Genomic DNA, 23,661 nt, shown 5'->3' on the forward strand with positions numbered 1-23,661 from the left:
CTGGACGCATGTCCACCCCCGCCGAGCGCTACGCAGCGGCGCGCCAGCGGGCGGCTGTGGCGAAGACGTCGCTCGGCGAGTTCGCCGCCGGGCTGGACTTCGAGCTCGACCCGTTCCAGGTCGAGGCCTGCATGGCGCTCGAGGGCGGTCGCGGGGTCCTGGTCGCCGCGCCCACGGGGGCCGGCAAGACCGTCGTCGGCGAGTTCGCCGTCCACCTCGCCCTCCAGCAGGGGCGTAAGGCCTTCTACACGACGCCGATCAAGGCGCTGTCGAACCAGAAGTACACGGACCTCGCGCGTCGGTACGGCGCGAGCTCCGTCGGGCTCCTGACCGGCGACACGACGCTCAACGGCGAGGCGCCCGTGGTCGTCATGACCACCGAGGTCCTCCGCAACATGCTGTACGCGGGATCCCCGACGCTCGACGGCCTCGCGTTCGTCGTGATGGACGAGGTGCACTACCTCGCGGACCGGTTCCGCGGCCCGGTCTGGGAAGAGGTGATCATCCACCTGCCCGCGGACGTGCAGCTCGCCTCGCTCTCGGCGACGGTGTCGAACGCTGAGGAGTTCGGCGACTGGCTGACGATGGTCCGGGGCGACACGGCGGTCGTCGTCAGCGAGCGGCGCCCGGTCCCGCTGTGGCAGCACGTGATGACCCGCGACGGGATCTTCGACCTCTACGCGGGCCACGTCGACCCGACCGCACCCGGCACGGACCCGCCCATCAACCCCGACCTCGTCGTGGATCTGCGCCGCCAGGAGAGGGCGGCGGGACCCGGGCGAGCCGGCGACCGCGGCTACCGCGGTCGGGGCGGTCACCGGCCCGGCCCGGGCGGTGGACGCCGGCCTCCGCCGCGGTTCGCCGTCGTCGAGGTGCTCGACCGCGACGGGCTGCTGCCAGCGATCTTCTTCGTGTTCTCGCGGGCCGGCTGCGACGCCGCGGTGCAGCAGTGCCTGACGGCCGGGCTCCGGCTGACGACGCCGGAGCAGGCCTCGCTGATCCGGGCGACGGTCGAGGAGCGCTGCGCCGCCGTCCCGCCGCAGGACCTGGCGGTGCTCGGCTACTGGGACTGGCTCCAGGGCCTCGAGCGGGGCGTCGCGGCGCACCATGCCGGGCTCCTGCCCCTGTTCAAGGAGACGGTGGAGGACCTGTTCTCGCGCGGCCTGGTCAAGGTGGTGTTCGCCACCGAGACGCTCGCCCTCGGCATCAACATGCCGGCCAGGTCCGTCGTCCTGGACAAGCTGACGAAGTGGGATGGCTCGGCGCACGCCGAGATCACGCCGGGGGAGTACACCCAGCTCACCGGGCGGGCGGGGCGCCGGGGCATCGACGTGGAGGGGCACGCCGTCGTCGTGGACCACGGTGCGCTCGACCCCGTCGCGCTGGCGGGGCTGGCCTCGAGACGGACCTACCCGCTGCGCTCGAGCTTCCGGCCGACCTACAACATGGCCGTCAACCTCGTCGCCCAGGTCGGCCGCGACCGCGCGCGCGAGGTGCTGGAGACGAGCTTCGCGCAGTTCCAGGCGGACCGGGCGGTCGTCGGGCTCGCCCGGCAGGCGCAGTCGCACGCGGAGGCGCTGGAGGGCTACCGCGCCGCGATGCAGTGCCACCTCGGGGACTTCGAGGAGTACTGGGGGCTGCGCCGCAGGCTCACCGACGTGGAGAAGGGTGCGTCCCGCGAGGCCGCGCGCGTGCGGCGTGCCGCGGCGGCGGACAGCCTGCGGCGCCTGCGCGTCGGGGACGTCGTCGAGGTGCCGAGCGGGCGCCGGGCCGGGTTCGCCGTCGTGCTGGAGGCCGCGAAGGACGGGCTCGACGGGCCGCGCGTCACGGTGCTGACCGGCGACCGCCAGGTGCGCACCGTCGGCGCTCAGGAGCTCACGCGCCAGGTCCGGGCGGTCACCACGGTCCGGGTGCCGCGGACCTTCTCGGCCCGGAACGCGGCTGCGAAGCGCGATCTCGCCTCGGCCATGCGCAGCGCGCTCGCCCGACCGCTCCCGGCGCCGGAGCCGGCCGACGCGCCCGCGCGCTCGGCAGCCGACGACGCCACGGTCACCGACCTGCGGCGCCGCCTCCGGGCCCACCCGTGCCACGGCTGCTCGGAGCGCGAGGACCACGCGCGCTGGGCCGAGCGGCACGAGCGCCTGCGCAAGGAGCACGACGCCCTGGTGCGCCGCATCCAGGGGCGGACCAGCTCCATCGCCCGCGACTTCGACAAGGTCTGCGACGTGCTCACCGTCACGGGGCACCTGGAGACGGTGGACGGTCGGCTCCGGGTCACCGGCGCCGGCCAGGCCCTGCGCCGGCTGTACGCGGAGAGCGACCTGCTGGTCGCGGAGTGCCTGAGGGCAGGCGCGTGGGACGGCCTGGACGCCGCGGCTCTCGCTGCGGTCGTCTCGGCGGTCGTCTACGAGTCGCGCGGCGGGAGCGAGGAGCAGCCGGTGACGCCCCACGTCCCCGGTGGGCCCGAGGGGCGCATCGGACGCGCGCTGGACGCGACCCAGCGGGTCTGGTCACGTCTGGAGGACCTCGAGGTCGCACGTCGCATCCAGCCGACGCGGGCCCCCGACACCGGCCTCGTGGAGGCCGTGCACCGCTGGGCGAGCGGGCGCAACCTGGGAGCGGTGCTCGCCGGCACCGAGCTGGCTGCCGGTGACTTCGTCCGCTGGTGCAAGCAGGTCATCGACCTCCTGGACCAGCTGGCCGGGGCGGCGCCCGCCGCCGCGACGCGATCGGCCGCCCGGACCGCCGTCGAACGCCTGCGACGCGGCGTCGTCGCCCAGAGCTCGGTGTGACGCGTCGCCCGGTGTGACCGGTCGCCCGGTGTGGCGCGACGCTTCGCGTGCTACGACGCCGACACCGGATCGTGACGGCGACCACCACGACGGCTCGAGCAGGCTGCGCTAGTTTCGCCACGTGCGCACCGTGTACCGGAACGGCGTCGTCCACGCGGCAGGGGTCGGGACGCCGACGGCGCTCGTCGTCGAGGACGCCGAGATCGCCTGGATCGGCGCGGACGCCGACGCACCCTCGGCCGTGGACGCGGTGGTGGACCTGGGCGGTGCACTCGTGACCCCGGGCTTCGTGGACGCGCACGCGCACGTGCTCGAGACGGGCCTCGCGGCCGCCTCGGTCGACCTGGGGCAGGCCCGATCGCTCCAGGAGGCGCTCGACCGGCTGGCCGGCGCGGCGAGCTCCGGCGTGGTCGTGGCGCACGGCTGGGACGAGTCGACCTGGCCGGAGGGCCGCCCGCCGACGGGCGAGGAGGTCGCCCGCGCCGTCGGGCACGGGGCCGCGTACGTCCTCGGCGCCGACCTGCGCCGAGCGGTCGTGACGGGCGCACTCGCCGACGCGGCCGGGAGCGGGGATGCGGAGGACGGTGGGTCGGACGGGACCGTTCACGGCCCGGCGCTCGCCCGCGCACGGGAGGCTCTCGTGGGCGACGCCGGTCGCCGGGAGGCTCTGCTGCGCGCCGGCCTCGCGGAGTTCGCACGGCAGGGCGTGGTCTGGGTGCACGAGATCAGCACGCCGGACCTGGACAGCCGCAGCGGGCTCGCGCAGCTCCTCGGCCTGACGGCCGAGCGCTCGTCGGGGCTGCCCGCCGTCGTCGGGTACCGGGCGGAGGTCTGCGAGGACGCGGACCAGGCGCGTCGGCTGGCCGAGGAGATCCCCGGGCTGGCGGGCGTCGGCGCGGTCGTGGACGGGACGATCGCCGACGGCCGGGCCGCGCTGCGCGCGCCGTACGCGGACGACGGCCACGGGCACGGCGACCTGCTCCTCACGGCCGAGCAGGTGGCCAACCACGTCGGTGCCGCCACGCGCGCCCGCCTGCAGGCCGTCCTGGCCGTCACCGGCGACCGGGCCATGGCTGAGGTGCTCCTGGGCTTCCAGGCTGCCGCCGACGTCGAGGGAGTGGAGACCATCCGCGCGGCCGGGCACCGGCTCGAGCACGCCGCGATGGTGGACACGCCGGCCCTCGCCCGCATCCTCGTCCTCGGACTGACCGTCAGCGGTCAGCCGACGGCCGACGCGGCGTGGGGCGGGCCCGACGGCCTCTTCGCCCGGCGGTTGGGTCCCGTGCGGGCCGCCAACCTCCACGCCTTCGCGGACCTGGCCGGTGCAGGCGTGCCGCTGGTCTTCGGGTCGGGCAGCCCGGCGGCGGGCGTCGACCCGTGGGGTGCCGTGCGCGCGGCGGTCCACCACCACGAGCCCAGTCAGCGGCTCTCCCTGGCGGCCGCGTTCGCTGCCGCCACGCGGGCCGGCCACCGCGCCGCGCGGAGCGCGCACCCGGGCACGCTCCGCGTCGGCGGCCCGGCGTCGTTCGCCGCCTGGCGGGTCGGTGCGCTCGTGCCGGCCGGCGGGCGCGCCGGGGCCACCGCCGAGCATCCCGGCGAGGGCCTCTGGCTGCCGGACCTGTCGGACCCGGCGGAGCGGCCCCGCTGCGTGCACGCGGTGCGGGACGGCGTCGTCCTGTACGCCGAGACGGCGTGAGCGACACGCCGTCCGACACGCCGTCGACACGCCGACAGGGCCGTCATCACCCGAACGGACCAACGGCCGCGTGACCTGCGAATATGGCTCTGACCTGCGACGACGTCGCCTTGACGCTGGCGCTGGAACGGGTAGTTTTCCCATCGTTCCTCCCCGCGGATGCCGCGCCCAGGCTGCGCCCGACCGGTGCGCCGGATGTGCCCGCGGGGGACACCGGCTGGGCCCGTGCGTTCAGTAGACAACGGTCGTGGATGGATCATCCCGACCGGTCCGAAGGACGCGCGGGCCAGTCGGTCGGTGTCAGCCGGCAGCCGGCACTCGGCCCGCTGGTCTGGCCGTACGATCGTGCGGTGCTCCTGCCCACTCCGCGCCGACGCGCGACCTTGCTTCTCGCCGTCGGGGGAGGGGTGCTCACGGAGGCGGGCTTCCCCGGCCTCGGGTGGTGGCCGCTGACGGTCCTCGGACTCGCCCTGCTCTTCGTGGCGCTCGCCCGGGACAGCGCGCGCTGGAACGCCCTCGTCGGCCTGGTGTTCGGCCTGGCGCTGTTCGTCCCGCACGTCACCTTCGTGGAGGCGGCCGTCGGCCTCGTGCCGTGGCTGGCGTTGGCGACGGCCGAGGCGGGACTGGTCGCGCTGTTCGCGGCAGCGTGGGCGTGGGCTCGCCGCGGCGAGGTGATCTGGGGCGCCGCGCGCCTGCAGATCCCCGTGTTCGCAGCGTTGTGGGTGGCAGTCGAGGAGCTCCGCTCCGTCTGGCCGTTCGGTGGCTTCCCGTGGGGCCGTCTCGCGTTCGCGCAGGCGGACTCCCCGCTGGGTCGATGGGCCTGGGCCGGCGGCGTCCCCCTGGTCTCGTTCCTCGTGGCTGCGGCGGGGGCGGTCCTGGCTCTCGGGCTCGTGGCGCTGCGGCGCGCGAACCTCGGCAGGGCGAGCGGGGCGCTGCTGGGCGTCGCCCTGATCGTGGTCTCCGGTGTGTTCCTTCCCCTGAGCAGCGCACCCACCGACGGGCGGCTCGAGGTCGGCGCCGTCCAGGGCAACGTGCCGGACCGCGGGCTCGACTCGTTCTCACAGGCCCGCGAGGTGCTCCGCAACCACGTGACCGGCACCGAGCAGCTGGCGCAGCGCGTCGAGCGGCCTCTCGACGTCGTGCTCTGGCCGGAGAACAGCACGGACATCGACCCGCGGGCCGACGCCGAGGCGGCCGACCTGGTGACCCGAGCCGCGCAGGCCGTGGGCGCACCGATCCTCGTGGGCACTGACCACTACCCGGAGAGCGGGGGGCGCCTCAACAGCGCGCTGCTGTGGGATCCGCAGACGGGTCCCGGCGTGAGCTACGACAAGCTCCACCCCACGCCGTTCGCCGAGTACATCCCGCTGCGGTCGATCGCGCGCGCGGTGTCCGACGCCGTGGACCGGGTCCGCACGGACATGATCCCGGGCAGCGCCGTCGGCGCGCTCGACGTCGAGGTGCCCCGCCTGGACCGCACGGTGACCCTGGGCGTGGGCATCTGCTTCGAGGTCGCCTACGACGACATCATCCGCAACACCGTCCAGGACGGCGCCGAGCTGATCGTGATCCCGACGAACAACGCGACGTTCGGGCGCACGGACCTGTCCGTGCAGCAGCTGGCGATGTCGCGCATCCGGGCGATGGAGCACGGCCGGGCGACGGTCCAGATCTCGACCGTCGGCGTGAGCGCGCTCATCGACCCGGCGGGCGTCATCCTCGAGCGCACGGAGCACTGGTCGGCCGAGCAGATGTCCGCCGCTCTGCCGTTGCGCAGCTCCCTCACGCCGGCCACGCGCTTCGGTGACGCCGTCGTCTGGGCGTTCCGCGGACTCGGCGTCGCCGTGGTCCTCGCCGGGATGGCCGGCGCGGCCCGCGTGCGCCGCAGCGACCGGGCACTGGTGGACGCATGATGCGGGTGATCGTCGTGGTGCCCACGTACGACGAGGCGGAGACGCTCCCGGGCACCCTGGCGCGGCTGCGGGCCGCTGTGCCCGAGGCCGACGTCCTCGTGGTCGACGACGGCAGCCCCGACGGCACGGGGGAGCTCGCCGAGCGGGCGGCCACCGTCGACCCGGCTGTGCACGTGCTGCACCGGTCGGGCAAGCAGGGCCTCGGGAAGGCGTACGTCGCGGGGTTCGCCTGGGCGCTCGAGCGTGGCTACGACGTCGTCGTGGAGATGGACGCGGACGGGTCCCACCAGCCCGAGGAGCTCCCGCAGCTGCTCGCCGTCATGGCGGGCGTCGACGGTGCGCAGCCGCGGGCAGACCTGGTGATCGGCTCGCGGTGGGTGCCGGGCGGCAGCGTGGTCAACTGGCCGTGGCAACGGGAGGTGCTGTCCCGCGGGGCGAACACCTTCACCCGGATCGCCATGGGGCTGCCCGTCCACGACGCGACGGCGGGATTCCGCGCCTATCGGGCGCCCGTCCTCGCCTCGCTGCGCCTGGACGAGGTCGAGTCGCAGGGGTACTGCTTCCAGGTGGACATGGCCTGGCGGGTGCACCTGGCCGGTGGGGTCATCCGCGAGGTGCCGATCGAGTTCGTCGAGCGCGCGCAGGGCCGGTCGAAGATGAGCAACCGGATCGTGGCGGAGGCTCTCGTGCGGGTCACGGCGTGGGGCGTGGCGCGTCGTGCGTCCCAGGTCCGTTCCGGTCTGCGCAGAGTTGTGGCCGCCGTGCGGCGGCCACAACAGGGGAGCTGAGCACCGCCCTCAGGCGGTCGTGCGACAGGGACGCGCGTCAGGCAGAGCGGCGCAGCTTGCCGGCGCGGAGCAGCTCGAGGCGTTCGGTGAGGAGCTCCTCGAGCTCGCCGACGGTGCGGCGCTCGAGCAGCATGTCCCAGTGGGTGCGCGGCGGCTTGGTGGCCTTGGGCTCGGGCTTGCTCGCGTCGCGCAGCAGCGCCTCGGCGCCGCAGCGGCACTCCCACACCACGGGGACGTCGGCCTGCGCGGCGAAGGGCAGCACGATGGTGTGCCCGTTCGGGCAGTCGTAGTACGCCTCGAACCGCTCGGCGAACTCGACGCCCTCCTCGGACTCCATGCTGTGCGCGCCGATGCGGGTCCCGCGTAGCGATCGGTCCGCCATCGCGTCCTCCCCTCGTCAGGACGAGCACCTGTCCCTCGCTCGTCGTACCTGCACAACGCGCCGCCCTCGGGCGGTGTTCCGGGAGCGCGTGAAGGTCCGGTGAACATCGGGGGTGAAAAATCCTGCCGCTCGTCGGCACAACGTTCCCGTGGTGTGCGGGCGACCGCAACCGGAACGGGCGCTCCTCAGGCGCGGGGATGGTCCGCGTCGTACGCGAGGAAGCGCGGTTGCCAGAACGCGAACGCCGCCACGACGGTCGCGCACGCCAGGCCTCCGGCCACGGCAGCCCACGCCTCACCCACGCCCTCCGCCGCACCCCCCAGGACGACGTCGCCCAGCCTGGGCCCGCCGGCCACGACGACGATGAAGATCCCCTGCAGTCGCCCGCGCAGCGCGTCCGGCGTCGCAGCCTGCAGGATCGTGGACCGGAAGATGGCGCTGACGGTGTCCGCGGAGCCCGCGACCACCATGCAGGCCGCCGCGAGCCAGAGCGTCCAGTGGGCACCGTCCGACGGCGGACGGTCCGGGGCGGCGAGCACCACGGCTCCGAAGAGGGCCACGGACAGCCCCCAGCCGACGACGGCGACGACCACGGCCCGCCCCTGGAGCCGCACCCGGCCGAGTGGCCCGGAGAAGAGCCCGCCGAGGATGGCGCCCGCCGCGATCCCCGCGGTGAGGACACCCACCGTCGTCGCCCCGCCGCCGATGAGCGTGGCGCCGATCGCGGGGAACAGGACCCGGGGCATCGCGAGCACCATGGCCGCGAGGTCGACCACGAACGTGGCGCGCACGTTGGGTCGCGTGCGCAGGAACCGCACGCCCTCCAGGACGCTCGCGAGGCCGGGCCGCCCCACCTCGCCCCGGGGCGGCATCGGCGGGAGCGACGCGAGACCGGCCAGCGCGCCGAGGAGGAGCACGGCCTCGACGGCGTAGGTCGCGCCGTACCCGGGACCCGCGACGAGCACGCCGGCGAGCAGCGGTCCCGCCGTGCTCGCGATGCCCATCGAGAGGCTCGACAGGGCGTTCGCCGCGGGCAGGAGCCGGGTGCCGACCAGGTGCGGCACGATCGCCATCCGCGCGGGGGAGTTGACGCCCATGAGGCCCGCCTGGACCGCGACCAGCGCGTACAGGACCCGGACGTCGTCGAGGTGCGCGAACGCCTGCGCGGACAGGCCGACGGCGCAGGCGAGCTGCCCGAGCGCCGTGAGGAGGATGACGCGCCGACGGTCGTGCGCGTCGACCAGGGCGCCGCCGTACAGGCCCATGAGGACCAGCGGCCCGAGCGCCGCCAGGCCCACGAGCCCGACGCTGGCGGTCGAGCCCGTGAGCTCGTAGACCTGGAGCCCGACGACCACCGCGGTGAGCGCGCCGCCCACCCCGGCGGCCGAGGTGCCCAGCCACATCCGGCGGTACGGCACGCTCACCCGAAGCGGCGTGAGGTCGAGCAGGAGGCGTGCCACGGGCACATCCTTCCGCACGCGACAGCGCGTTCGAATCGATCCATGCCCGCGCGGACGGCCGACGTGACCGATGGGGGAGGGGACGCAGGCCCAGGGGTTCCGGCGTGCTCAGCGGGCCTGGTCTCGCGCGCCCGTCGACGAAAGACCCGCTGGCACCCGTGTCAAAGAGGCCGGTGCGTGGGACGATCCAGGGCGTGGGCACGATGGAGCAGCGGCTGGCCGACCTGGCCCGGCTGCGGCGCGTCCGGGACAGGATCGACCGGGACTTCGCTCAGCCGCTCGACGTCGACGCGCTGGCCCGGGGTGCCCACATGTCGGCCGGGCACCTGAGCCGGCAGTTCCGAGCTGCCTTCGGCGAGTCGCCCTACGCGTACCTGATGACGCGGCGCATCGAGCGCGCGATGGCGCTCCTGCGGCGCGGCGACCTGAGCGTCACCGAGATCTGCTTCGCCGTCGGCTGCTCGTCACTGGGCACCTTCAGCACCCGCTTCACCGAGCTGGTGGGTGTCCCGCCGAGCGAGTACCGGCGCCGCGAGGCGGAGCGAGCGGCGGCCGCCGGGGCGGGCGAGCCGCCGTCGTGCCTGGTCAGAGCGGCGGTGCGACCGGTCAGGAATCGAGAAGCACCCGCGAAGGAGCTGAACCTAGCGTGAGCGGCATGAACCTGAGCATCCAGTACACCTTCCTCCCGCACACCGACCCGGAGGCGTCGCTCGCCTTCTACCGCGACGCCCTCGGCTTCGAGCTCCGCCAGGACGTCGGCTACGGCGACATGCGATGGCTCACCGTGGGCCCGCCCGGGCAACCGGGCACCGCGATCGTGCTGAACCCGCCGTCCGCCGACCCGGGGCTGACCGACGACGAGCGGCGCACCATCGCCGAGCTCATGGCCAAGGGCAGCTACGCGAGCATCGTCCTGGCGGCCGACGACGTGGACCGTGCGTTCGCGGCCGTCGAGGCGACCGGCGCCGAGGTGGCGCAGGAGCCCGCCGACCAGCCCTACGGTGTGCGGGACTGCGCGTTCCGTGACCCGGCCGGGAACATGGTCCGCATCCAGCAGCAGCTCTGAGAACCTGCGCCCGAGGGGGAGCCGATGACGTCCGAGACCGGTGAGCCCGCGGCAGGTGCGGCGCACGAGGCCGACGCGCACGACCTCATCCGCGTGCTCGGCGCGCGGGTGAACAACCTCAAGCACGTCAGCGTCGAGATCCCGAAGCGGCGGCTGACGGTGTTCACCGGCGTCTCCGGCTCGGGCAAGAGCTCGCTCGTCTTCGACACCATCGCCGCCGAGTCCCAGCGGCTCATCAACGAGACCTACAGCGCGTTCGTCCAGGGCTTCATGCCGTCGTTGGCCCGGCCCGAGGTGGACGTCCTCGAGGGGCTGACGACGGCGATCATCGTCGACCAGGAGCGGATGGGCGCGAACGTGCGCTCCACCGTCGGCACGGCCACGGACGCGAACGCGCTGCTGCGCATCCTGTTCAGCCGGCTCGGCGACCCGCACGTCGGGCCGCCGCAGGCGTACTCGTTCAACGTGCCGTCGGTGACCGGGACGGGCCGGGTGACGGTCGCCCGGAGCGCGGACGCGAAGGCGGAGGCCCGCAGCTACTCGATGACGGGCGGAATGTGCCCGCGTTGCGAGGGGATGGGGACGGTCTCGGACATCGACCTGGCCGAGCTCCTGGACGAGTCGCTCTCCCTGCGCGACGGGGCGATCCGCGTGCCCGGGTACACCGCGGACGGCTGGTACGTGAAGGTCTACGGCGCCGTCGTCCCGCTCGACGTGCCGGTCCGGGACCTCACCGAGGACCAACGGCACGCGTTGCTGCACGCGGAGCCGCGCAAGGTCAAGATCGAGAACATGTCGATGACCGTCGAGGGCCTGGTCCCGAAGGTCACCAGGTCGATGCTCTCCAAGGACGTCGACGCCATGCAGCCCCACGTGCGTGCGTTCGTCGAGCGCGCGGTGACCTTCGCCCCGTGCCCGGAGTGCGAGGGGACCCGGCTGGCGGCACCTGCCCGCGCCAGCAAGATCCGTGGCATCAGCATCGCCGACGCCTGCGCGATGCAGATCACGGACCTCGCCGACTGGGTCCGCGGCCTCGACGAGCCCACCGTCGCCCCCTTGCTCGGCGGCCTCGGGCACCTGCTCGACTCCTTCGTCGAGATCGGGCTGGGCTACCTGTCGCTGGACCGGCCCTCCGGGACGCTGTCCGGCGGCGAGGCGCAGCGCACCAAGATGATCCGGCACCTGGGGTCGTCACTGACGGACGTCACGTACGTCTTCGACGAGCCGACGATCGGCCTGCACCCGCACGACATCGCGCGGATGAACACGCTGCTGCTGCGGCTGCGGGACAAGGGCAACACGGTCCTGGTGGTCGAGCACAAGCCCGAGGCGATCGCCATCGCCGACCACGTGGTCGACCTGGGGCCCGGCGCCGGCTCCGGCGGCGGCGAGGTGGTCTTCGAGGGCTCCGTGGAGAGGCTGCGGGGGAGTGGCACGCTGACCGGGCGCCACCTGGACGACCGCGCGGCCCTCAAGCCCGCCGTGCGCACACCGACGGGCCGCCTCGAGATCCGTGGGGCCAGCACGCACAACCTCCAGGACGTCGACGTCGACATCCCGCTCGGGGTGCTCGTGGTGGTCACGGGCGTGGCCGGCTCCGGCAAGAGCTCGCTGGTGCACGGGTCGGTCGCGGGACGCGACGGCGTCGTGGCGATCGACCAGAGCGCGATCCGCGGCTCCCGGCGCAGCAACCCCGCGACGTACACGGGCCTGCTCGAGCCGGTCCGCAAGGCCTTCGCCAAGGCGAACGGCGTCAAGCCGTCGCTGTTCAGCGCGAACTCCGAGGGCGCGTGCCCGGTCTGCAACGGTGCGGGGGTGGTCTTCACCGAGCTGGGGTTCATGGCGACGTTCGAGAGCCCGTGCGAGGTCTGCGAGGGCAAGGGCTTCGACGCGTCGGTCCTGGAGTACCGGCTCGGCGGCAAGGACATCTCCGAGGTGATGTCGATGCCGGTCAGCGAGGCGCACTCGTTCTTCGAGTCCGGTGCGGCGCGCCTGCCGGCGGCGTCCGCCGTCCTGGGGCGGCTGGCGGACGTGGGCCTCAGTTATGTCACGCTCGGCCAGCCCCTGACGACGCTGTCCGGGGGCGAGCGGCAGCGCCTCAAGCTCGCCACCCGGATGGGCGAGCAGGGCGGCGTGTACGTCCTGGACGAGCCGACGAACGGACTGCACCTGGCGGACGTCGCGCAGCTGCTCGGACTGCTGGACCGCCTGGTCGACGCAGGCAAGACGGTCGTCGTCATCGAGCACCACCAGGCGGTCATGGCCCATGCGGACTGGATCGTCGACCTGGGGCCGGGCGCCGGGCACGACGGCGGGCGCGTCGTGTTCGAGGGCACGCCGGCCGAGCTCGTCGAGGCGCGGTCGACGCTCACGGGCCGGCATCTCGCCGAGTACGTGGGCGCCTGACCCGCACGGCCCGTCTGCGCCGTCGAGCGGCCCGTCGCTGCCCGCGGGAGGGCCTCTCGGCCAAAGCCGATAATGTACGTTATGACATTGCGCCGCCGGGACCCGCCGGGTTGAGCTCCCCTGGGCGGCCCAGGCGCTTCCGGTCCGTCAGGCTGGCGGCGACAGGGCGGCCGCGACGGCACCGAGGCGCTCCGGCACCAGCCGGTAGTACGCCCAGACGCCGCGCTTCTCGCGCTCGAGCAGGCCGGCGTCGACGAGCACCTTCATGTGGTGCGAGATGGTGGGCTGCGACAGGCCGACCGGCTCGGTCAGGTCGCAGACGCACGCCTCCTGTCCCGCGCTGGCGGCGACCATCGACAGCAGGCGCAGCCTCGTGGGTTCCGCCACTGCCTTGAGCACGGCCGCGAGCTGCTCGGCCTCCTCGCTGCTCAGGGCCGAACCGGACTCGGGTGCGCAGCACACCGTGAGATCGGTCAACGGCAGCTCAGGGCGCGCGGGCTGGGCGTCGGCCTGGGCGCCTCCCCCGGCACGGGTGGTCGTCGTCATGACACAAGCATCGCTCAGTATTGACGAGTGTCAATGTCTCGCCCGGCGTGGCGGATCAGGCGCCCAGCTCCCGGGTCCACCGCTCCTCCGTCAGCGACCGGTCGCGCGGCACCGGCATCCGGACGCCGGACGGCGTGAAGCCGGCGGCCTCGAGGACGTCCTGGGCGGGGTGGTCGCCGTCGAGGAGCCACGACGTCAACCGGACAGCACCGTCCGATAGCGCCTCGTCGGCGGCGGCGCCCAGGAGAGACTCCCCCACGCCCTTCCCCCGCATCTCCGGCGCTACCCAGAGCCCGACGACGTGTCGTTCGTCGGCCGGCGTCCCGGGCTCCTGGATCACGGACATCAGGCCCACCGTGCGGCGGTTGTGCGTCGCCACGAACCAGGGGCTCCCCCGCAGCCGCATCCGCCAGTGGCTCTCCTTGAAGCCCTGCTCGCGCTCGAGCGACGCCAGGACCGGGTGGTCCTCCGTCAGCGACCGCAGCCGGATGTCCCGCAGCTGCCGCCAGTCGTCCTCGCCGAGGCGCTTCACGCGCATGGGCCCATCATCGCAGCGCCCGACGCGCGGCGGGAGGTCCCGCCCGCCGCTGCCCCTTGTCCCGGGGCGTCTGGGGCCCGCGGGGACGGTCAGCGGCACACCACGCGCTGCGTCGCGACGTCGGAGGAGACCTGCAGGCCAGGCGTCGACACGACGTGCAGCACGTGCGACAGCCGGGCGCTCTCGGGCGAGATCACCGCCAGCTCGTTCGGGCGGTCCCACAGGAGCTCCGGACGGAACGTGACCCCGGACTCCCCGTCGAACAGCGCGACGTAGAAGATGCCGGCCTCGACCAGGTCCTGGAAGAAGTGGCTGCCGTAGGAGAGCTCGGGCATGAACCCGGCACCCGGCGCCGAGAACTCCGCCAGCACGGCCATCGTCGAGATCTCCGCGAAGCGGACCGGCACGCCCAGGGCGGGCGTCGTCGTGCCCCACCGGCCCGGGCCGAGCAGCATCACGGACTCACCGCGCAGGGCGGAGTTGAGTCGCCCGATGTGCCGCGCGACCTCGTACCTGTCGCGCTGGTCGAGGTCCAGGTACTCGGCGGGGCGCACCGCGATCACCTTGTCCAGCGGGATGCGCACGTTGCCCCCCATGAAGCGACCTTCGCTCAGGAAGACGCACGAGCCCGGGTCGATGGTCTCCGGCATCGCCACCGGCGCTCCGACCCCGCGCGTCTGCAGCGGACGGCACTGCAGGACGTTGACGCTGAACGACCCGTCGGCGCGGAAGTTGACGGTGAACTCCACGTCGACTGGGTGCTCGTACGCCGCGGACAGGATGGCGAGCACGTCCCGGAGGACCGCCGGCAGCTCCGTCTCCTCCAGCACGCGTCGGAAGTCGAGCAGGTGCGACCGCGCGCTCTCCCCCCTGCCCCGCTCGCGCGCCCGGGAGGCCGCGGCCTCGTCGACGCGCGCGAAGAGCCCGGGATCGGCCTTGAGCTCCCCCGCGAGCACCTCCTCGAGACCGCGGCTGCGCCAGGTGTTCTCCCGCAGCGAGAGCACGTCGACCCCGCGCTGGGAGTACTTCTTCTCGTCGCCGTAGCTCATCGGCGGCAGCCGGAGCGGGTCGTCCAGGCACACGATCTTGGCGTAGTCGCCGACGGTGCGGTCCACCGCCCGGGTGCCCAGGCCGAGGACGAGTCGGACCATGCCCGCCTCGGCGTCGACCGACGGGTCCCAGATGTACAGGTTCTGGGAGTTCCCGACCCCCGCGAGGTGCGGGTAGTAGTCGTCGCCGTGCTGGTCGCCCGAGACGCGCTGGACCAGGATGGCCATCTGCTCGTCGCGGTCGACGAGGCCTCGCGCGGCGCGGTAGTCCAGCGCCTCCTCGCTCATCGCGCTCGCGTAGACCTGCCGGACCGCGTTCTCGAAGGCCTTGTAGCGTTCCTCGGGCGTCCCCTGGTTGACGCACCACACGCTGTCGTACTTCCCCGCGAACGCGTTGCCGAAGTCGTCCTCGAGGAGCGAGCTGGAGCGGACGATGATCGGCGACTGGCCGAAGTACTCCAGCATCTCCATGAACTGCTCGCGGATGTTCGTCGGGAACACCCCGTGCAGAAGCTTCTCGCGCAGCTCGGGCGCGTGCGCGTGGAAGCCCTCGCGGGTGCGCTGACGTGCGCGGATGGGCCACCAGCCGTTCTGCACGATGTACGTGTAGAAGACGTCAGAACCCAGGTAGTACGAGTCGTGGGGCTCGAGGTACCGCGCGAGCCGCGACCCGCCGTCATGCTCGAGGATGCGGCGCGCCAGGAGCATGCCGACGCTCTTGCCGCCGATCAGGCCGGTGCCCACCTCCCGGGACGCGATCGACAGCAGGTCCTCGAGCGTGAAGTAGCGACCGGCCAGCTCGGACATCCGGGACGAGCCACCGATGACCATGCGCATGAGCGAGAGCGCGGCCGCGTGCTGGGCGTGCTCCGGCAGCTCGAGCGCGTCCCGTGCGCGGTCGAACGCGATCGCCCACGGGTCGCGCCGGGCGCCGGAGCGGCGCAGCCGCGAGAACAGCTCGGCCGCCTCGGCGGACGCGGTGATGCAGACCGCGTCGTCGCCGGTGATGAGGTTCGGGAAGAACATCGTCGGCGAGTACCGCTGCCAGACCTTGAGCGGGTGGACGTACGTGCGGCCGTCGATGCGGTAGAGGTCGAGCAGGAGCTGGGTCGTCTCCCGGATGCTCGCCACGGTGCCGAACGTGTGCTCGTCGCGGCGCAGCGCGAAGTAGGCGATCGTGTCGAGCTCGTACAGGAACGGGCACGTCACCTTGAAGAAGTTGCCGATCATGAGGTCGGAGTGCCAGTACCGCAGGAGGTCGGTCAGCGCGTCGAACACGTAGAAGACGCCGGGCCCCTCCCCCGCGACGAGCTCGTGCACGTCCGTCGCGAAGCGCTCGAAGCCCTGGGACGCGTCGACGTCGACCCGCACGGCCCGGGGGTCGTCGACGAGCGGCTCGTGGTCGCCGAACCGCACGTAGACCAGCCGGCGCCCGCCCGTCAGGGTGGCCTCGACGAAGGCGTCCACGGCGGCCCGGTAGTCGTCGACGGCGTCGACCTGCCACACGACGTTGTCGCCCAGCCGCAGCCCGTCGATGACGGTGTCGACGCCTCGGGAGCCCGTCGTGATGCGACCGTGCGCGGCCATCGCGGCTGTCATGGGGGAATCATGGCAGGCTGTGGCCCATGGCCGACCGCTCCCCCGACCGCTCCCCCGACGACGACGCACCCGAGGAGAAGGTCGGCCCGACGCCCCTGACCGAGCGCTGGTGGTGGACGGGCGGCGCGCTCACCCTCGTCGGTGTCGTCGTCATCGGCTGGCAGTGGGACGTCATCGCCAAGGGCGATGCGATCGCCGCGACGTGGGCGGTCGTCGGCCTCGGCGCCGTCGCGGTCGTGGCCGGCCTCAGGTGGATCTGGCGCGACAGGCCGCGCCGCACCAGCGACGACTGAGCCCTCCGCGACGACTGAGCCCGACGACGGACGCGCATCGTCCTAGGCGATGACCATCACCAGGTCGCCGCCCTCGAGCTGCTGGACGTTCGCGATCGCGACGCGGCGGACGGTGCCCGCGACCGGCGTCGTGATTGCAGCCTCCATCTTCATCGCCTCGATGGTCGCCACGGTCTGACCCGCCTGGACCTTCTGCCCCTCGAGGACGGTCGGGGTGACCGCGCCGGCGAAGGGGGCGGCGATCTGGCCCGGGTGCCCCGGGTCCGCCTTCTCGGCCATCGCCTGGTCGACCTCGACCGTGCGGTCCCTGACCTGGATGGGGCGCAGCTGGCCGTTCAGGGTGAACATGACGGTGCGCATGCCCCGCTCGTCCGGCTCGCCGACGGCCTCGAGGCCCACCAGCAGGTGCACGCCGCGGTCCAGCTGGACCTCGACCTCGGACGTGGGCGTCATGCCGTACAGGTAGCGCTCGGTGTCCAGGACGCTGAGGTCACCGAAGCTCGCCCGGAACTGGCGGAACTCCTTGGTGGGCCCCGGGAAGAGCAGGTGGTTCAGCCGCTCACGCCGGGTCGCCGAGTCGCCGTCCAGGTCCGCGCGGTCCTGGTCGCTCAGCGGCACCTGACGCCGCCGCGGCGCACGGCCCTGCAGAGCGCGCGTGCGGAACGGCTCCGGCCAGCCGCCGGGCGGGTCCCCCAGCTCGCCCTCGAGGAAGCCGACGACCGAGTCCGGCACGTCGTACTCCTCGGGGTGCTCCGCGAAGTGCGCCGGGTCCGCCCCCCGCGCCACGAGGTGCAGCGCGAGGTCACCCACGACCTTGCTCGACGGCGTGACCTTGACCAGGCGGCCGAGGATCCGGTCGGCGGCCGCGTACATCGCCTCGATCTCCTCGAAGCGGTGCCCGAGCCCGAGCGCGATCGCCTGCTGACGCAGGTTCGACAGCTGTCCGCCCGGGATCTCGTGGTCGTAGACCCGGCCCGTCGGTCCGGGCAGGCCCGACTCGAACGGGCGGTAGACGCGGCGGATCGCCTCCCAGTACGGCTCCAGGTCGCACACCGCGCGCAGGCTCAGCCCGCTGTCACGTTCGGTGTGCTCGACCGCGGCGACGAGCGCGGAGAGGGCCGGCTGGCTCGTCGTCCCGGCCATGGCGGCGCTGGCCGCGTCGACGGCGTCGACGCCGGCGTCGATGGCCGCGACGAGCGTCGCGAGCTGGCCGCCAGGCGTGTCGTGCGTGTGCAGGTGCACGGGGAGGTCGAACCGCTCGCGCAGGGCCGACACGAGCAGGCGTGCCGCGGGCGGCCGGAGCAGGCCGGCCATGTCCTTGATGGCCAGCACGTGGGCGCCGGCCTCGACGATCTGCTCGGCGAGGTGCAGGTAGTAGTCGAGCGTGTACAGGTCCTCGGCCGGGTCGGTGAGGTTGCCGGTGTAGCAGAGCGCCACCTCGGCGATCGACACGCCCTGCTCCCGCACGGCGTCGATGGCGGGACGCATCTGGGCGACGTCGTTCAGCGAGTCGAAGATCCGGAAGATGTCGATCCCGGTCGCCGACGCCTCGCGCACGAAGGCCCGCGTCACCTCCTCCGGGTACGGCGTGTAGCCCACGGTGTTGCGGCCGCGCAGCAGCATCTGCAGCGCGACGTTCGGCAGCGCCTCGCGCACCGCGGCGAGCCGCTCCCAGGGGTCCTCCCCGAGGAACCGCAGTGCGACGTCGTACGTGGCGCCGCCCCACGTCTCCATGCTGAGCAGGCCGGGCGTGAGCCGCGCGACGTAGGGCGCGACCTTCACGAGGTCGTGCGTGCGCACGCGCGTGGCGAGGAGCGACTGGTGGGCGTCGCGGAACGTGGTCTCCGTGACCGCCACGCCCGTCTGCTCGCGCAGCGCACGCGCGAAGCCCTCCGGCCCGAGCTCGAGGAGCCGTTGCCGGCTGCCCGCCGGTGCGGGGGCGGACAGGTCCACGGCGGGCAGCTTGCGCACCGCGTCCGGCAGGTCCGCGGGCGGCCCGTAGGGCCGGTTGACCGTGACGTCGCCGAGGTAGGTGAGCAGCCGCGTCCCGCGGTCAGCGCTGACGCGGGCGGCCAGCAGCTGCGGGCGCTCCTCGATGAACGAGGTGGACAGGTGCCCGGCGACGAACTCGTCGTCGGCGAGCACGGCCTGCAGGAACGGGATGTTCGTGCGGATGCCGCGGATGCGGAACTCCGCGAGTGCGCGCCGGGCGCGCCGGACGGCCGTCGGGAAGTCCCGGCCACGGCAGGTGAGCTTGACGAGCATCGAGTCGAAGTGGCCGGTCACCTCGGCGCCGGCGCTGGCCGTGGCGCCGTCCAGCCGGACGCCCGCGCCGCCCGGCGAGCGGTAGCCGACGATCCGCCCGGTGTCGGGCCGGAAGGCGTTCGCCGGGTCCTCCGTGGTGATGCGGCACTGCAGGGCGGCGCCGTTCACACGGACGCTCTCCTGGGCGATGCCCATCTCCGCGAGGGTCTCCCCCGACGCGATCCGCATCTGGGACTGGACGAGGTCGATGTCGGTGACCTCCTCGGTCACCGTGTGCTCGACCTGGATCCGGGGGTTCATCTCGATGAACACGTGCTGACCGGCGCGATCGCCCACCGTGTCCACGAGGAACTCGACCGTGCCCGCGTTGACGTAGCCGATGCTGCGCGCGAAGGTCACGGCGTCCCGGCACAGGGCGTCCCGCAGCGCGGGGTCCAGGTCGGGCGCCGGAGCGATCTCGATCACCTTCTGGTGGCGCCGCTGGACCGAGCAGTCGCGCTCGAACAGGTGCACCACGTCCCCGCTCGCGTCGGCGAGGATCTGCACCTCGATGTGCCGGGGGCGCAGGACGGCGCGCTCGAGGAACACGGTCGGGTCACCGAAGGCGCCCTTGGCCTCGCGCATCGCCGCGGCGAGCGCCTGGGGCAGCCGTGCCGCGTCGTCGACCCGGCGCATGCCCCGTCCCCCGCCGCCGGCGACCGCCTTGACGAACAGCGGGAAGCCGACCTCCTCGGCTGCGGCCACGAGCTCGTCGACGTCGGACGAGGGCGCCGACGAGGGCAGGACCGGGATGCCCGCAGCGCGAGCGGCCTGGAGCGCCTGGACCTTGTTGCCGGCGAGCTCGAGCACGTCGGCGGGCGGGCCGACGAACGTGATCCCGGCCTCGGCGCAGGCCCGCGCGAGCTCCGGGTTCTCCGACAGGAAGCCGTAGCCCGGGTAGACGGCATCGGCACCCGACTCGCGGGCGACCCGGATGATCTCCGCGACGTCGAGGTACGCGCGGACGGGGTGGCCCGGCTCGCCGATCGAGTAGGCCTCGTCGGCCTTCAGTCGGTGCTCGGAGTTGCGGTCCTCGTAGGGGAAGACAGCGACGGTCCGGGCTCCGAGCTCGTATGCGGCACGGAAACCCCGGACCGCGATCTCGGCACGGTTGGCGACGAGCACCTTAGAGAACACGCGGCTCACCTCGTGGTCGGCGGGTCGGGTGGCAGAACGCTAACTGCTCGTGCGCGGTCGCGACGGAGCGTCCGCCCCACGGACCTCAAGCGCACGCCATGAACACGTCAAGCGACGTGCGCATGGGAGAAGAGTACGTGCTGCCGGGACCGGCTCAGCCCGCGTGCCGGGCCCGACGGCGGACCGAGAGCTCGTCGTCGCCGTCCACGAGGGCCTCGCCGTCGTCCGCGCGCTCCGTGGGCAGCGAGGCGAGCGTTCCCTCGACCTCGCGCCACACCCGGCCCACCGCGATGCCGAAGACACCCTGGCCGCCCTGGACGAGGTCGATGACCTCGTCGGCGGAGGTGCACTCGTACACCGAGGCGCCGTCGCTCATGAGCGTGATCTGGGCCAGGTCCTCCACACCACGCTCGCGCAGGTGCCCGACGGCGGTGCGGATCTGCTGGAGGGAGACGCCGGTGTCCAGGAGGCGCTTGACCACCTTCAGGACGAGGATGTCGCGGAACGAGTAGAGCCGCTGCGTGCCGGACCCGCTGGCGGGCCGGATCGACGGCTCGACCAGGCCCGTGCGGGCCCAGTAGTCGAGCTGGCGGTAGGTGATCCCCGCGGCGCGGCAGGCCGTGGGCCCGCGGTAGCCGGTGGTCGTGTCCAGGTCCGGCAGGTCGTCACCGAAGAGAAGACCCTGGGCGCGCTGCGGGATGCCGGCAGTCTCCGGCATCGTCTCTCCGGTGCTCACGCGCCGCTCCCCTCGTCCGCCCCGGCCAGCGCCGTAGGTCGATGATCTCACCGATCACGCTATGGCCGGCCCCTGGGGCCGTCAACGACGCCACGCGGGCGCGCGACGGCGTGTTTCGCGGTCCAAGTCTCAATCTTCGGTTGAACCTGATGGTTGTGTCCGATGTGGGCCGAATTCGCCCGTTTCGGCGTCAGGTCGCGGCGTCAGGAGCTGGGGCCCTTGTCGCCCTCGTCCGTGCCGACGAAGTCGTCCGCGTTCACCGTGTCGAGGAACGCGCGGAACTCCTCCACCTCCTCGTCCTCGTCGCTCGCCGCGTCCTGCACGTCGAGCGCCGAGTCCTCCAGCACCGAACGCTCGCAGAGCACCGGACTGGACGTGCGCACCGCCAGGGCGATCGCGTCGGACGCCCGCGAGTCGATGCGCCGTCCGTCGCCGAGCACGAGCTCGGCGTGGAAGACGCCGTCGATGAGGGCGACGATCTCGACGCGCTCCAGCACCGCGCCGAGCGACTGCAGGACGGAGGCCAGCAGGTCGTGCGTCATCGGGCGAGGCGGGACGACGCCCGCCTGGCCGGCCGCGATCGCCTGGCCCTCCGTCAGCCCGACGACGATCGGGAGCACCCGCCCGCCGGCCATGTCGAGGAGCAGCACCACGACCTGGTCGAGCGGCACCTGGCGCCGCACTCCCAGCACCTGCAGCTCGACGAGGTCCTCGTGCATACCGCTCACGCTACGACTCCGGCGCGACGAGAGCACCCCTTCCGCCCGGCCTAGCCGTGTCCAGGGAGGCGGTGTCGGCGTCGACCGTCCGCGGCCGTCGCCCGGCTCACAGCGGCAGGTCCGAGACCCCGCCACGGACCAGGACGGTGTGCAGCCGGCTGAAGAGCTCCGCGAGCTCGTCCGCCACGGACGCAGCGTGCGCCTGCGCGGCGACGGCGCGCTGGCCCCGCAGGGGCGCCACGATCTGACCGACCATGTCGACCTGCTTGTCCACGGCACTGCGCAGCGGGCGCAGGTGGCGCGGCTCCACACCGTGCTCGGCGAGCGCCACCGCCACCTCGAGCGCCTCCCGGGACCACGGTTCCAGGTGCCCGGCGGCGTCCCGGCGGAGGATGCCGGCCTCGAGGAGCGCGGTGACGACCTCTTCGCCGGTCCCCACGTGCTCGGCCAGACCCGCGACGGTCCACCGGCCCCCCGTCGGCCCCGGGCTCGTCGCGCGTTCACCGTCGGCCGCGGCGAGCCGGGGTGCGGGAGCCTGCCCGGTCTCCCCCGCGTCGAGGGCGTCGAGCTGCTCGCGGATCACGCGCAGCGGAAGGTACCTGTCGCGCTGCTGGGTGAGCACGAACCGGAGCCGCTCGAGGTCGGCCCGGCTGTACTGCCGGTATCCCCCCGCGGTCCGCCGAGGCTCCACGAGGCCCTGCTCCTCGAGAAAGCGCAGCTTGGACGGCGTGAGGGCCGGGAAGTCGCCGCCGAGGTCTGCCAGGACGTCCGAGATGCGCATCGTCGGCTCGCGCGAGACGCCCGGCGGCCAGGGCTCGACGAGCCGCGGCCGCGCAGCCACGTCGACGGCGGGCTCCGACGCACCGTCCGGCTCGGGTCGGACGACGGGGCTCACGACGCGGTGCCCGCTCCCTGGTCCGCGGCGCCGCCCGCGCGCACCGGACTCGGGTGGAAGGTCATCCGGAACTTGCCGATCTGGACCTCGTCGTTGGCCCGCAGGGTCGCTCGCTCGATCCGGTCGCGATTGACGTACGTGCCGTTGAGCGAGCCGACGTCCCGGACGACGAAGCCGTCGCCGTCGCGCACGAACTCCACGTGCTTGCGGGACACGGTGACGTCGTCGAGGAAGATGTCCGCGTCCGGGCTGCGGCCTGCGACGGTCCGGTCCGCGTCGAGCAGGAAGCGCGCTCCCGCGCTCGGACCGCGCTGCACGATGAGCAGCGCCGACGTCGGCGGCAGGGCGGTGACCGCAGCCTGCTCCTCGGGCGTCAGGCCGGCGGGAGCGTCGTGCTCCACCGGGCCGACGACCCCCTCGCCGAAGCTGATCGTGGTCTCGGCGGCGGTCCAGCGGCCCTCGGACGGATCGCGCTGTGTCATCGGTCCTCCTCGAGGTCGGCGTCGGCCGGGGTTCGTGCAGCACAGCCTAGGCGCCCGCGGGGGGTCCCGGCAGCCCTGGGCGGCAGCGGGCGGTCAGCCCACCTCGTCGGCGGGGACCGGCGTCGCGTAGCGGGGCGCGTCGACAGCGCGCACGGCGGTGATCTGCACCAGGTCGCTCGGGGTCACGCTGGTCGTCCCACCGGCGTTGCGGACGACGGCGAGGGCCCCACCGGGGATGCCGAGCGCCGTCGTCATCGTGTCCGGGTCGCCGATCGCGAGCCACCGGTAGGGGGACTCCACCAGGACGCCGTCGACCTCCACACCCCCCGGGGCGTCGACGATGTAGCTCGAGGCGGTGATCCGCAGGTCCGCCAGCTGCACCGCCTCGGCGCCCGCGTTCCGCAGCTCCTCCAGGACCGTGTACAGCGTCGTCGCCGCCACCTCGTCGCCGGGGTCAGCGATCACCAGCTCGATCCCCGGGCCCTCCGCGGGCAGGCGGCCCGCCAGGATGCCCTGCACCTCGGCGCGCTCCCGGGCCGCGTCCCGCGCGGCCCGGTCACCGTCCGACGCGGTCACCAGGTCGTTGCGCTGTCCGCGCAGCTCGGCGACCTGGTCGGCGAGCTGCTCGCCGTTGCGCGTGACGTCGTCGAGGAGTCGCACGAGCTCGTCCTGGCGCAGCGTGGACAGCGGATCCGCTCGGTTCGCCTGCACCTGCACCACGACGGCGAAGCCGAGGACGGCGCAGAGCACCCCGGTGAGCAGCTGCCCACGGGTCGCCCTGGGCATGGCCGCGCGCGCAAGGACCCGCCAGGGGTTCGGCGCCGGCTCCTCGTTCGCCAGGCGGTGGTCGGGCGGCACGG

General features: G+C 73.5%; 19 protein-coding genes. 8 read left to right on the forward strand and 11 right to left on the reverse strand.

Annotation, left to right across the window (positions count from 1 at the left end; all coding sequences use genetic code 11):
- Positions 1-8 precede the first annotated feature (8 nt).
- From AFE02nite_RS03185 to AFE02nite_RS03200, 4 genes are all read left to right on the forward strand, one after another.
- Complete coding sequence (locus tag AFE02nite_RS03185) at positions 9-2,792, forward strand: DEAD/DEAH box helicase (RefSeq protein ID WP_034247494.1); 2,784 nt, start codon at positions 9-11, stop codon at positions 2,790-2,792.
- Between the two features lie 121 nt (positions 2,793-2,913).
- Complete coding sequence (locus AFE02nite_RS03190) at positions 2,914-4,488, forward strand: amidohydrolase (protein WP_146819071.1); 1,575 nt, start codon at positions 2,914-2,916, stop codon at positions 4,486-4,488.
- 350 nt (positions 4,489-4,838) lie between these two features.
- A complete protein-coding gene (gene lnt, locus AFE02nite_RS03195) occupies positions 4,839-6,401 on the forward strand; it encodes an apolipoprotein N-acyltransferase (protein ID WP_261765407.1) in 1,563 nt (520 codons plus the stop codon).
- Positions 6,401-7,189, forward strand: coding sequence for a polyprenol monophosphomannose synthase (locus AFE02nite_RS03200; protein WP_034243989.1), 789 nt, complete (start codon positions 6,401-6,403; stop codon positions 7,187-7,189). The genes lnt and AFE02nite_RS03200 overlap by 1 nt, the downstream gene beginning before the upstream one ends.
- Before the next feature lie 37 nt (positions 7,190-7,226).
- Here the strand turns inward: AFE02nite_RS03200 and AFE02nite_RS03205 are convergent, their stop codons facing one another.
- Positions 7,227-7,571, reverse strand: a complete 345-nt coding sequence (locus AFE02nite_RS03205; protein WP_034243991.1) for an RNA polymerase-binding protein RbpA — start codon at positions 7,569-7,571, stop codon at positions 7,227-7,229.
- Positions 7,572-7,756: 185 nt separating this feature from the next.
- A complete protein-coding gene (locus AFE02nite_RS03210; RefSeq protein ID WP_034243992.1) occupies positions 7,757-9,031 on the reverse strand; it encodes an MFS transporter in 1,275 nt (424 codons plus the stop codon).
- A 203-nt stretch (positions 9,032-9,234) separates the two neighbouring features.
- Between AFE02nite_RS03210 and AFE02nite_RS03215 the strand changes: the two genes are divergently transcribed.
- The 3 genes from AFE02nite_RS03215 to AFE02nite_RS03225 are packed head-to-tail and all read left to right on the forward strand — an operon-like array spanning position 9,235 to position 12,503.
- Entirely contained in the window at positions 9,235-9,681 is a 447-nt protein-coding gene (locus tag AFE02nite_RS03215; RefSeq protein ID WP_034244019.1) for a helix-turn-helix transcriptional regulator, read from the forward strand.
- Between the two features lie 5 nt (positions 9,682-9,686).
- The gene (locus tag AFE02nite_RS03220) at positions 9,687-10,097 is read left to right on the forward strand and encodes a VOC family protein (protein WP_186814453.1); all 411 of its coding nucleotides are present in this window, start codon (positions 9,687-9,689) and stop codon (positions 10,095-10,097) included.
- A 24-nt stretch (positions 10,098-10,121) separates the two neighbouring features.
- Positions 10,122-12,503, forward strand: coding sequence for an ATP-binding cassette domain-containing protein (locus AFE02nite_RS03225; RefSeq protein WP_052113457.1), 2,382 nt, complete (start codon positions 10,122-10,124; stop codon positions 12,501-12,503).
- A gap of 147 nt (positions 12,504-12,650) precedes the next feature.
- On the opposite strand, the gene AFE02nite_RS03230 is transcribed toward AFE02nite_RS03225, so the two are convergent.
- The 3 genes from AFE02nite_RS03230 to AFE02nite_RS03240 form a co-directional block, all read right to left on the reverse strand.
- On the reverse strand, positions 12,651-13,049 hold the full coding sequence (locus AFE02nite_RS03230; protein ID WP_146819073.1) for an ArsR/SmtB family transcription factor: 399 nt from the start codon (positions 13,047-13,049) through the stop codon (positions 12,651-12,653).
- Positions 13,050-13,104: 55 nt separating this feature from the next.
- On the reverse strand, positions 13,105-13,587 hold the full coding sequence (locus AFE02nite_RS03235; RefSeq protein WP_034243996.1) for a GNAT family N-acetyltransferase: 483 nt from the start codon (positions 13,585-13,587) through the stop codon (positions 13,105-13,107).
- An 89-nt stretch (positions 13,588-13,676) separates the two neighbouring features.
- Entirely contained in the window at positions 13,677-16,235 is a 2,559-nt protein-coding gene (locus tag AFE02nite_RS03240) for a PEP/pyruvate-binding domain-containing protein (RefSeq protein ID WP_222594313.1), read from the reverse strand.
- A gap of 26 nt (positions 16,236-16,261) precedes the next feature.
- Here AFE02nite_RS03240 and AFE02nite_RS03245 point away from each other — a divergent pair, with 26 nt between their 5' ends.
- A complete protein-coding gene (locus tag AFE02nite_RS03245) occupies positions 16,262-16,528 on the forward strand; it encodes a hypothetical protein (RefSeq protein ID WP_034243999.1) in 267 nt (88 codons plus the stop codon).
- 42 nt (positions 16,529-16,570) lie between these two features.
- Here the strand turns inward: AFE02nite_RS03245 and AFE02nite_RS03250 are convergent, their stop codons facing one another.
- The 6 genes from AFE02nite_RS03250 to AFE02nite_RS03275 form a co-directional block, all read right to left on the reverse strand.
- Positions 16,571-19,969 (reverse strand): pyruvate carboxylase, encoded by a 3,399-nt coding sequence (locus AFE02nite_RS03250; RefSeq protein ID WP_034244000.1) that lies wholly within the window; start codon positions 19,967-19,969, stop codon positions 16,571-16,573.
- Between the two features lie 154 nt (positions 19,970-20,123).
- Positions 20,124-20,687 (reverse strand): MerR family transcriptional regulator, encoded by a 564-nt coding sequence (locus tag AFE02nite_RS03255; protein ID WP_034244025.1) that lies wholly within the window; start codon positions 20,685-20,687, stop codon positions 20,124-20,126.
- A 221-nt stretch (positions 20,688-20,908) separates the two neighbouring features.
- The gene (locus AFE02nite_RS03260; RefSeq protein WP_034244002.1) at positions 20,909-21,424 is read right to left on the reverse strand and encodes a bifunctional nuclease family protein; all 516 of its coding nucleotides are present in this window, start codon (positions 21,422-21,424) and stop codon (positions 20,909-20,911) included.
- Between the two features lie 106 nt (positions 21,425-21,530).
- On the reverse strand, positions 21,531-22,319 hold the full coding sequence (gene ftsR / locus AFE02nite_RS03265) for a transcriptional regulator FtsR (RefSeq protein ID WP_261765408.1): 789 nt from the start codon (positions 22,317-22,319) through the stop codon (positions 21,531-21,533).
- The gene (locus tag AFE02nite_RS03270) at positions 22,316-22,801 is read right to left on the reverse strand and encodes an FHA domain-containing protein (RefSeq protein ID WP_052113458.1); all 486 of its coding nucleotides are present in this window, start codon (positions 22,799-22,801) and stop codon (positions 22,316-22,318) included. Before AFE02nite_RS03270 ends, ftsR begins: the two co-directional genes overlap by 4 nt.
- Positions 22,802-22,894: 93 nt before the next feature.
- Positions 22,895-23,659 carry a DUF881 domain-containing protein gene (locus tag AFE02nite_RS03275; protein WP_052113459.1) on the reverse strand — a complete coding sequence of 255 codons (765 nt, stop codon included), beginning with the start codon at positions 23,657-23,659 and terminating at the stop codon, positions 22,895-22,897.
- Positions 23,660-23,661 lie beyond the last annotated feature (2 nt).

The sequence above is a fragment of the Actinotalea fermentans genome, assembly GCF_007991475.1.
Lineage (GTDB): Bacteria > Actinomycetota > Actinomycetes > Actinomycetales > Cellulomonadaceae > Actinotalea > Actinotalea fermentans.